Raw genomic sequence first — 12,479 nt, forward strand, 5'->3', positions numbered from 1 at the left:
CTCCTGTGAGCGAATATACCCGCGTCGTAGGCTCGAGCTGTGTCAGAAGGGCCGAGCGACAACAGCACTGGGAACAGCCCGGCGGACGGCGCGCAGCCGCACCCGCGAGATCGGGTGGTTGTCGACGTTTTGCTCTACGCGCTCGCGCGGCTGCTGCTGGCGGTGGTGCTCACCGGAGTGATCTATCTCGCGGCACGGCTGCTCGGCGTCGACCAGTTCCCGGTCGTCGTCGCGGCGTTGTTCGCACTGATCATCGCGATGCCGTTGGGCATCTGGCTGTTCGGCCCGCTGCGCCGGCGCGCCACCGCCGCGCTGGCGGTCTCGGGCGAACGTCGTCGCGCCGAACGCGAGCAGTTGCGGGCCCGGCTGCGCGGTGAGCCGATCGACGACGAACCCGACACTCAGTAGTTGGGCATCCGCACGACCTGTGCGGCATAGCTCAGGCCGGCGCCGTAGCCGATCAGCAGGGCCAGATCGCCGGGCTTGGACGCCCCGGTGGCGAGCAGTTCGGCCATCGCCAGCGGGATGGACGCCGCGGACGTGTTTCCGGTGTGCTCAATGTCATTGGCGACGACCGCGTCCGACCGCAGGTCCAGATTCTTGGCCAGTACCTCGTTGATCCGGGCGTTGGCCTGATGCGGGATGAACACGTCGATCTGGTCCGATCGCACCCCCGCGGCGTCCATCGCCTGTCGCCCGACTTTGCCCATTTCGAAAGCGGCCCAACGGAACACCGCGCTGCCTTCGAGTCGGAGAAACGGGCGTGGCCCGGTGGGGTTCTCGGTGTAGGTGATCCAGTCGATGTCCTGGCGGATGGCCATCGCCTGCTCGCCGTCGCTGCCCCAGACGGTCGGCCCGATGCCCTGCTCTTGTGTCTCGCCCACCACGACGGCCGCCGCGCCGTCGGCGAAGATGAAGCAGTTGCTGCGGTCGAGCATGTCCACGGTCGGCGACAGTTTCTCCGAACCGATGACCAGCATCTTGGCGACGCTGCCGCCGCGGATCATGTCGGCCGCCACACCGACCGCGTAGCCGAAGCCGGCGCATCCGGCCGAGATGTCGAATGCGGGGACACCGGTTGCGCCCAACCCCGAAGCGACCGCCGGGGCGCTGGCCGGGGTCTGCAAGAACTGGGTGCTGGTGGCGACGATGACGCCGTCGATGTCGCTGGCTTGCAGTGCGGCTTTCGCGATTGCCTCGCGGCTGGCCTCGATCGACATGGACGTGACGGATTCGTCGTGAGCGGCGAAGCGTCGCGTCTTGATGCCGGTGCGGGAGTAGATCCACTCATCGGACGAGTCGATGTTGCGACACAGCTCGTCGTTGGTGACCACGCGTTCGGGGCGGTACGCCCCGACGCTGAGCAGTCCGATGTTTCTGGGCCCACTGGTCGCGGCGATCTGCTGCATTGCGCTCCTCGCTCGGTGGTGTAAGGGCTGTCACACTGACGCTAACGCGTGTTACCCGAATTCGACGACGTCTTGGTGAACTAATGCCGCGACCGGGTGTGCGCCCATGGTTTCTGATGTGCGTCAGCGGCGGCGACACGCCGGGCGGGCCCGGCGCAGCCGCACACCCAGTGCCGCGGCCGCACACCCAAAGCCCCGGGCGCACACCCCGGGCACCGACGCGCCCTCGGTGTCAGTTCGCCAGCACCAGCGCCGCGGCCACCGCGACCGCCCAGACCAGCATCGTCAGCCCGGTGTCCCGCAGCACCGGAATCAGCTCGGGCCCGCCGCGCCCGGAGCGCACCGGCCCGGCGGCGCGCAGCGCCAACGGGGTGGCAACCAGCCCCGCCGCACACCACGGGGTCGCCAGCATCAGCACCAGGGTCAGCAGCCCGGCGGTCGCCAGCAGCCCCTGGTAGAACACCCGGGTGCGGGCATCGCCGAGCCGCACCGCCAGGGTGATCTTGTGCGCCTGCGCGTCGGTCGGGATGTCCCGCAGATTGTTGGCCACCAGCACCGACGACGACAGCGCACCCGTGGCCACCGCCAACACCAGGCCCACCCAGTCCACCCGCAGCGCCTGGGTGTACTGAGTGCCGAGCACGGCGACCAGGCCGAAGAACACGAACACGGCGACCTCGCCGAACCCCGCGTACCCGTAGGGCCTCGAGCCGCCGGTGTACAGCCAGGCCCCGGCGACGCACGCGACGCCGACCGCGATCAGCCACGGCGCGCTCGTCAGCGCCAGCACCAGACCGGCCGCCGCGCCCACCGAAAGCGACGCCACGGCGGCGGTCAGCACCGCGCGCGGTCGGGCCAGCCGCGAGCCCACCAGCCGCGCCGGCCCGGTCCGGACGTCGTCGGTGCCCCGGATGCCGTCGGAATAGTCGTTGGCGTAGTTGACGCCGACGATCAGCGCGAGCGAGACGGCCAGCGCCAGCAGCGCCTTCCACCACACGGCCGATCCCAGCCAGGCCGCCGCGCCGGTGCCCGCGATGACCGGGGCCACGGCGTTGGGCAGCGTGCGCGGCCGCGCCCCCGAGATCCACTGCCCAACACTGGCCACCAGGCCATCCTGCCCTATGCACCACAATGGTCGGATGCTCGGAGTGATCGGCGGCAGCGGCTTCTACACGTTCTTCGGCTCCGACGTTCACCACGTCACTCCGGACACCCCGTACGGGCCGCCCAGCGCGCCGCTGACCGTGGGCACCATCGGGGAACATGAGGTCGCCTTCCTGCCCCGGCACGGCGCCAAGCATGAATACTCGGCGCACACCGTGCCGTACCGCGCCAACATGTGGGCCCTGCGCACGCTCGGTGTGCGGCGGGTCTTCGCGCCGTGTGCGGTGGGCAGCCTGAACCCCACCTATGGGCCGGGCTCGATCGTGGTGCCCGATCAGCTGGTGGATCGCACCAACGGCCGCGCCGACACCTACTTCGACTCGGGTGCCATTCACGTCGACTTCGCCGACCCCTACTGCCCGGCCCTGCGGCAGGCCGCCGCCGGCCTGCCCGACGTGGTCGACGGCGGCACCATGGTGGTGATCCAGGGGCCGAGATTTTCCACCCGCGCCGAAAGCCGGTGGTACGCCTCGGCGGGCTTCACGCTGGTCAACATGACCGGATACCCGGAGGCGGTCCTCGCCCGGGAACTCGAAATGTGTTATGCAGCAATCGCTTTGGTGACCGATCTGGACGCCGGTGTCAACCACGGCGAGGGTGTGAAAACAGTGGACGTCATGGTGGAATTCGAGAAGAACATCGAGCCGTTCAAGGCGCTGGTGCGCGACGCCATCGGTCGGGTGGCCGTCGAGCGCGACTGCGCACACTGCCTGTCGCACACCGGCGTCACGCTGCCGTTCGAGCTGCCGTGAGGGTGCTGCTGACCGGTGCGGCCGGTTTCATCGGGTCTCGGGTGGATGCGGCGTTGCGCGCGGCCGGTCACGAGGTGATCGGTGTCGACCTGCTGCTGCCCGCCGCGCACGGCCCAAACTCGTTGTTACCGAACGGATGTCACCGCGTCGACGTCCGGGATGCCGAGGCGCTGACCCCGCTGCTGGATGGTGTCGATCTGGTGTGCCATCAGGCCGCGATGGTGGGCGCCGGCGTCGACGCGGCCGACGCGCCCGCCTACGGCGCCCACAACGACTACGGCACCACGGTGCTGCTGGCGCAGATGTTCGCCGCCGGGGTGGGTCGCCTGGTGTTGGCGTCGTCGATGGTGGTGTACGGACAGGGCGGCTACCGGTGCCCGCGGCACGGTGCGGTGGACCCGCTGCCGCGACGGCGCGCCGACCTCGACGCCGGGGCCTTCGAGCACCGCTGCCCGCTCGGCGGCGAGGAGCTGGCCTGGCAGCTGGTCGACGAGGACGCCGCGCTGCGGCCGCGCAGCCTGTACGCAGCCAGCAAGACCGCGCAGGAGCACTACGCGCTGGCGTGGTCGGAGTCGACGGGCGGGTCGGTAGTGGCGCTGCGCTACCACAACGTCTACGGCCCCGGCATGCCGCGCGATACGCCGTACTCCGGAGTGGCGGCGATCTTCCGCTCGGCGCTGGAAAAGGGCGAGCCGCCAAGGGTTTTCGAGGACGGCGGCCAGATGCGTGATTTCGTGCACGTCGACGACGTGGCGGCGGCCAACGTGGCGGCTGCCCAGGCCGATCGCGACGGCTTCACCGCGGTCAACGTCTGCTCGGGCCGGCCGATCTCGATCCTGGAGGTGGCCACCGCGATCTGCGAGGCGCGAGGCGAGGCGGTGTCGCCGGTGATCACCGGGCAGTACCGCAGCGGCGACGTGCGCCACATCGTCGCCGACCCCGCCCGCGCCGCCGAGGTGCTGGGTTTCCGCGCGGCGATCGGCCCGCGCGAGGGCCTGCGCGAGTTCGCGTTCGCGCCGCTGCGCTGACCCGTGCTACGACGGGTATTGCGGGGGCCGGTAGATCTGCGGCTTGGAGATCGGGATCTGCCGGGTGGCCGAGTCGTCGCCGCGGAAGATCCGCGGCGCGCCGGCCAGTTGCGGTATTGCGGTGGTGGGCGATTCGCCGGTGTGGATCCGGGTGGTCACCTCGGCCGACGGCGGCGCAGCGCCGGTCGGGATGTGGGTCGTCGGAGCCTCGGCGTTGTGTGCGACGGCACGCCTGCGGGCGGCGCGGCGGCGGCGCCGCAGCCGGTTGAAGTGTCCGGTGATGATCGCGGCCACCAGGATGCACACCGCCAGCGCGGACAGCGCGACGTCGAAGGTGCTGGTGATCTGCTGGGCGAGATCGTTTCCGTAGACCGGATTTTGCACCGCATTGGGCGCTTCGGCGAACCGTGGCGCCAGCACGACGCCCACGATGACCCGCGAAATGCTCAGTGTCGCAACCAGTCCGGACAGCGTGGTGATCAGCCGGGCGGAGGCCGACGGGTTGCCCAGGATGCTCCGCAGCCAGATCGCCAGCGCCGCGGTGGCCACATCGAATGCGGCCAGCACCACGCTGTCGTAGCGCGAGTAGGGGTAGTTCAAGCTCACCGCGACGGCCAGGTCGGTGATCCGCATCGCCACCGATCCCAGGCTCCACACGACGATCAGCAGCAAGCCGGTTCGGGCCGCCGCCCGCCACGCGCTCTCCTCGGACGACACGGTGGCAGCCCGGCCGAACAGGGTGCGCGGCACGAAAATCGCCGCGGCCGCCGCCCAGGCCAGATAGCCCTCGAACCCGACGCCGGCCGTCGACGTGTTCTGCGCGATGCCGTGGAACGCGTCGATGTCACGGCCGACCGGGAGCAGCCAGACGACAATGCCGGCGGCCAGCGTCGAGGCGCCCAGCGCGATCGTCGCCAGCCGCGACGCCCGGGTGTCGCCGAGCAGCCACCGCGAGGCGACGAGCACGGCGATCAACGCGACCAGACCGTAGACCGTCGCCGTCACGATCACCGCGATGTTCTGCTTACCGAAGTCGCCGGCGTCGCCCAGCGCGTACTTCACCCGCCAGTACAGGGTGAAGCCGAAGCTCAGCGCCGCGGCCACCATCGCGACGTAGCCGATGATCTGGGCGGACCGGTGCCGCCCGGTCGCGGTGTCGTCGTCGGCCGCGGCGGCCCTGCCGGCCGACCGCGCGCTCAGCAGGGCACCGGCGACACCCAGCCAGGCGCCGGGCCCGACACCGCCCGGCACGGTCACGGTCCCGCCGAATCGGACGGTTTCGAATGCGTCGAACCCGACAAAGGCGAGCACCAGCAGCAAATAGGGAACGTTGAGCGCCAGCCGGATCCCGCTGACCGTCCGCCCCGAACCGGGCAAAGCAATCGCGATCAGGGAAAGCAGCGTCACCGCGATCAGAACGACGAACACGGTCCTGTTGCTGTCGGGGATCGCGATGCCGAAGTACAGGTTCCACGGCAGCAGCGGCGCGGCGAGCAGCAGGACGGCGGCGGTCAGGTCGGCCACGATGTTGCGCTGCCGGGTGGTCGCCCCGGCAACCGGTCGGCCCGCAGCCGTGTGCCGCGCCGGCACACCCCTGATGGGGCCGGTGGGCACCTCGTCGCTGCTCTGGCTCACGGTTCCCCCCGGGTATCGAGGACGGTCACTGACGGCGCACAGTCGCTCAAGCGGGCGAGGAACCCCCTGCCGAGGCGACTTCGTTGCCTACTTGGAAACATAATCTCCGCCTCTGCGACGCGGGTGTGACTGCCCGGGTCTGGGAACGCGGTTACGCTGCGCCTGTAGGCCAACGGGGCCGCCTGAATGATTGTTACTGCCGACGGTACCGAAGTGTAATGATGCCGGGACAAGCTGGTTGCCGGGTTGGCCAGCCGAAGGAGAGCAGGGATGGACGTCGTTTTGGGGGTCGCTGTCACCGGCCCCGTCGCCCGCTTGGCTCTTGTCGGAGCGGGTGCGGGCGGTAGTGACGTGATCGACCAATCCGTCGTCGACCTGGCTAACAACCCGATTCAACAACTCACCGAAACCGTGGTCGGCACGAATCGGCTGCTGGCGAATGACAACCACCGGCTGGTCGGGACCCGGCTGTGCTGGACCGACCATCCCAGCGCCGACCAGCTGCGACGGGCGCTGGAGGATTCCGGTGTCCACAACGTCGCGGTGTTGTCGGAGTCGCAGGCGGTGACGGCGTTGATGCGCGCGGCGGGGCGGACCGGCGGCGCGCTGGTGGTGGACGACAACACCGCGACGCTGTCGGTGGTGGGCGCGGCCGACGGCGATCCGGACGCGCCGCCCACGATGTTGGCCAGCGAGCTGCTGGGCGGTGACGCCACCGGCACGCTGGACACGATGATGGCCCGCCTCGGCGAGCACCCCGACGCGCACAACGACGTGTTCCTGGTGGGCTCGTCGTCGGATCTGGCCGGGGTCGCCGACCAGCTTCGCGACGCGACGATGCGCGTGCAGATTCCCGAAGACCCCACCTTCGCGCTGGCCCGCGGCGCCGCGATCGCGGCGGCGCCGGTGACCGGCGAATCCACCGCGATGGCCCCGGCCGGGTTCGGTGATCCCCCGGCGGCCGACGAGCAGCTGGCGTACTCGATGGCCGACGATGACGACGACCTGCTGCCGGGCGAGTACGACGAGTTCGATGATTTCTACGACGACGATCCCGACGCCGAGACCGGCCCGCTGAAGCTGAGCCGACGGTCGTTGCTGGTCGGCAATGCCGTGATCGCGTTCGCGGTGATCGGCGTGGCCTCGCTGGCCGTCGCGGTGGTGGTCGCCGTCCGGCCGACGGCGGCCCAGCAGCCGGTGATCGGACACCAGAACGCCGCCCCGGGCAAGTTCATGCCGCTGCTGCCGACCCAGCAGCAGGCGCCGGTGCCCCCGCCGCCGCCCGAAGCGCCCAACGCGGGCTACCAGGGCGGTGTCATTCCGGCCCCGGCCGTGCCGCAGGCTCCCGCGCCCGGTGTCGGCCCGGCGCCCGCTCCCGGTGCTCCGGTCGCTCCGGTTGTTCCCGGTCTGGTGCCGAATCCCAACGGGCCCATCCCGATTCCGGTGCCGATCATCATCCCGTATCCGGGGTGGCGGCCACAGCCGCCGTGGTATCCGACGTATACGCCGCCGACCACGACGACGTACACGCCGACGACGACGCCGACCACGAGTCCGCCGACCACGCCGACCACGCCGACCACGCCGCCGACGACCACGCCGTACACCCCGATCACGCCGACGACGACCGTCGCCCCGACGACGACGCCCTACACGCCGATCACGCCGACGACGACGGTCGCTCCCACCACGGTCGCCCCGACGGAGCCGACCCAGACCCAGCAGACCCAGACGCAGACCCAGACCCAGCAGACCCAGACGGTCCAGCCGACCCAGACCCAGCCGACCCAGACGCAGCCGCCGACGGTCCAGCCGACCCAGCAACCCACGGTGCAGCCCACCCAGCAGCCGGCGCAACAGCCCACCCAGCAGACGGTGGCGCCGAAGCCGCCTACCCAGCAGCAGACCGTCGCGCCGAAGCCGCCGCCGCAGACCGTGGCCCCGCGGGCGCCGTCCGGCGGCGGGGGCGGTCACTCGTCGTCCGGATCCTGATCGCCACGCGATGCCCGGCGAACTGGTCACGGTGGTGCTGCCGTGTCTGAACGAGGAGGAGTCGCTGCCGGGGGTGCTGGCGAGGATCCCCGACGGCTATCGCGCGCTGGTGGTGGACAACAACAGCACCGACGACACGGCGGGCGTCGCCGTCCGGCACGGCGCTGACGTCGTCGCCGAACCTCGGCCGGGATACGGGTCCGCGGTGCACGCCGGCGTGGTCGCCGCGACGACTCCGATCGTCGCGGTCATCGACGCCGACGGCTCGATGGACGCCGGCGACTTGCCGCGACTGGTCGCCGCGCTCGAGCAGGGCGCGGACCTGGCAACCGGTCGGCGCCGGCCCGTGGCCGGGCTGCATTGGCCGTGGGTCGCGCGGGTGGGCACCGTGGTGATGAGCTGGCGGCTGCGCACCCGCCACGGCTTGCCGGTCCACGACATCGCGCCGATGCGGGTCGCCCGACGCGACGCGTTGTTGAGTCTGGGCGTCGTCGATCGCCGCTCGGGGTATCCGCTGGAACTGCTGGTGCGCGCCGCGGCGGCCGGCTGGCGCGTGGTCGAGCTCGACGTCAGCTACGGCCCCCGCACGGGGGGTAAGTCGAAGGTCAGCGGTTCGCTGCGCGGCAGCATCACCGCGATCCTGGACTTCTGGAAAGTGATCTCATGACCGAGCTGCCGGTGACGCTGCTGGTGGTCGCCAAGGCGCCGGAACCCGGCCTGGCCAAGACCCGGCTCGCCGCGACGGTCGGCGATCGGGTCGCCGCCGAGATCGCCGCCGCGGCGTTGCTGGACACGCTGGATGCGGTGGCCGCCGCGGCGGTGAGCTCGCGGGTCGTGGCGCTGACCGGCGACCTGGACGCGGCCGCCGGTGCGATGCAGATCCGGCAGCGGCTCGAGTCGTTCACCGTGATCGAGCAACGCGGGGACGGCTTCGCCGACCGGCTCGCCAATGCCCACGCCGACGCGGCCGAGGGCTTTCCGGTGTTGCAGATCGGCATGGACACCCCGCAGGTGACCGCCGAACTCTTGACGGACTGCGCGCGCCGGCTGCTAGCGGCGCCGGCCGTGCTCGGGCCGGCCGACGACGGCGGTTGGTGGGTGCTCGGGGTGCGCAGCCCGGCCATGGCCGAATGCCTGCGGACCGTGCCGATGTCTGTACCCGACACGGCCGATCTCACGCGAAAAGCGTTGCTCGACAACGGTATTGATGTGGTATCGCTGCCACAGCTGAGTGACTTCGACGTCGTGGCCGACGTCGCCACGGTACGAGAGGCCTGCGGGTCCGACAGTCGCTTCGCCCGCGTCACCCGCGCGGCGGGATTCTAACCCTCTGCAACGACCGCTTGAACTCGCCCGCGCACTCAACCCTTCCCGCTGGTGCCCTCCTCGAGCTGTTTCGGGCAGTACGACTTCGCCGAAATCGTCGCGAACTGGGCGGCGCCGCTGGTGGTCAGCGCGGGATTGTTCGCCTTGAGATCGTTGAGCAGCTGCAGACCGGACACGCCGCGAGAGATCAACCCGCACACCGATTTTCCCGCGGTTATCGCCTGGCCCGGATCCTGGAAGCTGATCCCCACCGCATGCAGGTCCGCCAGGAAGACCTCGTTGTTGTCATCGACGGCCGCCTCGTCGACGCCGGTTTCGGCGTGCGCAGGCACCGCGATCACGATTCCCAGCGCGATGCCGAAAACGGTTGGCAGCAATTTCATAATTCCTCCATCGGTTGGCCCGTGCTATCCCAGCTTGGATTCGGTTGAAATGACCGGGGTTTGCGAATCGTCTGTGACGTGCACCGCGTGGACGCCGGGTGTGGTGGTCAGTCTGGCAACCAGGTCGTCGAGCCCGGCCTCATCGACGCTCCAGTGCTGCACCTGGTCGGGCTGTTCCTGCAGTTGAGCGATGACCCGGTCGAGTTTGACCGGCCCGACGCGGCGCTCGCCGGTGATCGCGCGGGCCTGGATGCCGGTCGAGCTGACGACGCGCGAGACCGGGCTGCCCAGCGCGCCGCCCGCCAAACTGCCCAGGGTCGCCTCGTTGATCAGCCCGGCCGAAAACTCCGCCGCGGGCGCCGCCGCCACGCTGGCCGGCAGCGCGGTCGAGGTCAGCCTGATCGCCGGGGTGGCGGTCGCCCAGCTTGGCGGCACCGACATCGATCCCACCGTCGGCGCGCCGCCCAACACCGCCGCCACGGGATGCACCGCGCCGGCAGTCGCGACATGCCCTGGCGAAGCCAGGCCGGCGCCCAGCGAGGACTTGGCCATCGCGGCACTCCATGGCGCGTAGATGAAGAAGTTCTTCCACTGCGAAACCCCAAGGCTGGTACTGGCATTGACGACGTTGGTCCAGGTGCCCTGACTGCCGATAGAAGAAATGCTGGAGTACAGCGCCTCCCACAGCGGAGCGACGTCCGGGCTCCCGGTCACCCCGCCGATCAATTGCTGCCAAAATGTCGCGTACTGGCCGGTGAGCGAGTTGATGTAGTTTTGCAGCTCGGTCAGCCATGACGACAGCGACTGAGGTTGTGCCGCCGCCGCGGCGGCGGCTTGCGTCGCCGGTGCGGCCTCGGTCGTGGTTTGCGGCGCGTCGGTGAAGGCTGTCAGCTCACCGGCGGATTGCGAGGAACTGGCGTAGCCGAACATCACTTCGACGTCCTGAGACCACATCTCGCCGTATTCGGCTTCGGTGGCCGCGATCTCCCCGTTGTTCTGGCCGAAGATGTTGGTCTGCAACAGTGTTTGCAGCTCGGCGCGATTCTCGGCGATCAGCGCCGGGGGCACGGCCGCCGCCAACGCGCTGTCGTAGGCGGCGGCCGCGGCCAGCGCCTGGGAGGCCGCCTCTTCCGCCCGACCCGCCGTGGTCGACATCCACGTCACGTACGGCGCCGCTGCCGCCGCCATGGCCTCCGATGACGGACCCGCCCACGACTCGCCGACCAGTTCCGAAATCACCGAGCCGTACGAGGCGGCGGTGGAATGCAATTCAGCGGCCAGCGCCTCCCACGCCGCCGCGGCGGCCAACAACGAACCCGAACCCGGGCCCGAATAGAGCAGACCGGAGATCAGCTCCGGTGGCTGAACTGCGAAATCCGCGAAAACCATTGCTGCCTCTCCTTATTTCGCGTTCGGCGGTATCACGATGACCGTGGAGGTCGTCGCGATGTCGTCGAGTGCCACGGCACCGGGAACACGGACGGTGGGCGCAACGGCGCGGGTGGCAGTTCCGCCGACAGCGCGCCCGGCCAGACTCGACAGGGCTGTCGGGGCGAACATGCCCTCGTTGGCGGCAACCACGGGTGCCGCATCGAGCATGGTCTCTGGCAGCTCGGACGCGACCGTTCTGATCGCCGGAACGGCCGACGCCCAATTCGCCGGCACCGACAACGCGCCGACCGTGCCGGCGCGACCCGCCGCGGCCGCCACCGCACCCGCGGGGTGCAGTGCGCCGGCACCCGTCAGCAGGTCGCTGTGCAGCAACGGCGCCAACACCCCAAGCAGGGGTTTGGGGTGCAGGAGCGGGCCGATGCCTTGGATACCTGTGCCCACCGACGGGATGCTGATCGCGACCTGGTACCAGTTTCTGAACAGGCCCGCGATCCCGAGCGGGTTGTACGGGCCGGACACGAAGTTGGTCATGAAGCCGTTGAACGTCTTCAGAATTCCGGTGATGTCCTTGAGGCCCAAGGGAAGTTCAACCGCTGCCGCGTTCGCGGCGAGGCTTTGCACCGCTGCCGGAGCCTGAGCGGCCGCTTCTGACAGCGCCGTCTGGACATCGGACGCGGCCGCGGACTCCGCCGCGGCGGCGACCGCGGCCGACTGGGCGGCCGTCCCGCTGTCGTTGGTGGTCGTCGGGGGTGCGGTGAACGGAGTCAGCCGAGTCGCAACTTCCGAGGCGGCGGCATAGCCGTACATCGCGGCGGCGTCCTGGGCCCACATCTCGGCGTACTGAGCTTCGGTGGTTGCGATCGCCGGGGTGTTCTGGCCCAAAATGTTCGTCGCGATCAGCGACGCCAACAACGTCCGGTTTGCCGCGACCACTTGGGGTGGGACGGTGGCCGCGAAGACGGCCTCGAAGGCGCCGGCCGCCGCCGCTGCTTGCAGTGCGGTCTGCTCTGCTTGCGCCGCAGTGCTTTCCAGCCACGAGAGGTACGGAGCTGCCGCGGCCAACATCGACGTCGCCGAAGGCCCATGCCACCCGCTTAGCAGCTCTGCGATGACGGACCCGTAAGCCGCTGCCGTTGAACGCAATTCGCTGGCCAACCCGTCCCAGGCGGTTCCGGCTGCCAGCAGCGGCGCCGACCCCGGCCCAGTGTAGATTCTGCCGGAGTTGATCTCCGGAGGTAGCGCTCCGAAATCCATTGCCTTCCCTCCGCCGGCTGCCGGATCGGCATCGTTTCGCCGACATCGTTGAACGTCAACAACATTGAGCGACTTGCGCCGATCGCCAGTCGATGTAGAGCCACTCTCGTGGCCAGTACGCTAGCCAGCCCCACCGGAAAAGTG

At 69.9% G+C, this 12,479-nt stretch carries 12 protein-coding genes; 6 read left to right on the top strand and 6 right to left on the bottom strand.

What is annotated here, in order from left to right; all coding sequences use genetic code 11:
• Nucleotides 1-39: 39 nt before the first annotated feature.
• On the top strand, nucleotides 40-408 hold the full coding sequence (locus BN973_RS05940; RefSeq protein WP_036466569.1) for a DUF4229 domain-containing protein: 369 nt from the start codon (nucleotides 40-42) through the stop codon (nucleotides 406-408).
• On the opposite strand, the gene BN973_RS05945 is transcribed toward BN973_RS05940, so the two are convergent.
• Together BN973_RS05945 and BN973_RS05950 are read right to left on the bottom strand one after the other, a co-directional pair.
• Entirely contained in the window at nucleotides 402-1,409 is a 1,008-nt protein-coding gene (locus BN973_RS05945) for a beta-ketoacyl-ACP synthase III (protein ID WP_036466570.1), read from the bottom strand. The two genes, BN973_RS05940 and BN973_RS05945, sit on opposite strands and share 7 nt — an antisense overlap.
• 232 nt (nucleotides 1,410-1,641) lie before the next feature.
• Nucleotides 1,642-2,514 (bottom strand): 1,4-dihydroxy-2-naphthoate polyprenyltransferase, encoded by an 873-nt coding sequence (locus BN973_RS05950; RefSeq protein ID WP_036466572.1) that lies wholly within the window; start codon nucleotides 2,512-2,514, stop codon nucleotides 1,642-1,644.
• 34 nt (nucleotides 2,515-2,548) lie between these two features.
• Between BN973_RS05950 and BN973_RS05955 the strand changes: the two genes are divergently transcribed.
• Both BN973_RS05955 and BN973_RS05960 read left to right on the top strand, forming a co-directional pair.
• Nucleotides 2,549-3,325, top strand: a complete 777-nt coding sequence (locus BN973_RS05955) for an S-methyl-5'-thioadenosine phosphorylase (RefSeq protein WP_036472089.1) — start codon at nucleotides 2,549-2,551, stop codon at nucleotides 3,323-3,325.
• The gene (locus BN973_RS05960; protein ID WP_036466573.1) at nucleotides 3,322-4,353 is read left to right on the top strand and encodes an NAD-dependent epimerase/dehydratase family protein; all 1,032 of its coding nucleotides are present in this window, start codon (nucleotides 3,322-3,324) and stop codon (nucleotides 4,351-4,353) included. The genes BN973_RS05955 and BN973_RS05960 overlap by 4 nt, the downstream gene beginning before the upstream one ends.
• A 6-nt stretch (nucleotides 4,354-4,359) precedes the next feature.
• Here BN973_RS05960 and BN973_RS05965 read toward each other — a convergent pair whose 3' ends face one another.
• Nucleotides 4,360-5,943 carry a DUF7937 domain-containing protein gene (locus BN973_RS05965; RefSeq protein WP_232232183.1) on the bottom strand — a complete coding sequence of 528 codons (1,584 nt, stop codon included), beginning with the start codon at nucleotides 5,941-5,943 and terminating at the stop codon, nucleotides 4,360-4,362.
• A 315-nt stretch (nucleotides 5,944-6,258) separates the two neighbouring features.
• Here BN973_RS05965 and BN973_RS05970 point away from each other — a divergent pair, with 315 nt between their 5' ends.
• From BN973_RS05970 to BN973_RS05980, 3 genes are read left to right on the top strand one after another with little or no spacing between them, the layout of a single operon-like run.
• Entirely contained in the window at nucleotides 6,259-7,980 is a 1,722-nt protein-coding gene (locus tag BN973_RS05970; protein ID WP_036466575.1) for a hypothetical protein, read from the top strand.
• 10 nt (nucleotides 7,981-7,990) lie between these two features.
• Nucleotides 7,991-8,647, top strand: a complete 657-nt coding sequence (locus BN973_RS05975) for a glycosyltransferase family 2 protein (protein WP_036466576.1) — start codon at nucleotides 7,991-7,993, stop codon at nucleotides 8,645-8,647.
• The gene (locus tag BN973_RS05980) at nucleotides 8,644-9,306 is read left to right on the top strand and encodes a TIGR04282 family arsenosugar biosynthesis glycosyltransferase (RefSeq protein ID WP_036466577.1); all 663 of its coding nucleotides are present in this window, start codon (nucleotides 8,644-8,646) and stop codon (nucleotides 9,304-9,306) included. The genes BN973_RS05975 and BN973_RS05980 overlap by 4 nt, the downstream gene beginning before the upstream one ends.
• Before the next feature lie 35 nt (nucleotides 9,307-9,341).
• Here BN973_RS05980 and BN973_RS05985 read toward each other — a convergent pair whose 3' ends face one another.
• From BN973_RS05985 to BN973_RS05995, 3 genes are read right to left on the bottom strand one after another with little or no spacing between them, the layout of a single operon-like run.
• Nucleotides 9,342-9,689: a DUF732 domain-containing protein gene (locus tag BN973_RS05985; protein WP_036466578.1), complete on the bottom strand. Its 348-nt coding sequence runs from the start codon at nucleotides 9,687-9,689 to the stop codon at nucleotides 9,342-9,344.
• A 24-nt stretch (nucleotides 9,690-9,713) separates the two neighbouring features.
• Entirely contained in the window at nucleotides 9,714-11,078 is a 1,365-nt protein-coding gene (locus BN973_RS05990; RefSeq protein WP_036466579.1) for a PPE family protein, read from the bottom strand.
• Between the two features lie 12 nt (nucleotides 11,079-11,090).
• Entirely contained in the window at nucleotides 11,091-12,335 is a 1,245-nt protein-coding gene (locus tag BN973_RS05995) for a PPE family protein (protein WP_036466580.1), read from the bottom strand.
• Nucleotides 12,336-12,479: the final 144 nt, after the last annotated feature.

It is taken from the genome of Mycobacterium triplex (genome assembly GCF_000689255.1).
Classification (GTDB): domain Bacteria; phylum Actinomycetota; class Actinomycetes; order Mycobacteriales; family Mycobacteriaceae; genus Mycobacterium; species Mycobacterium triplex.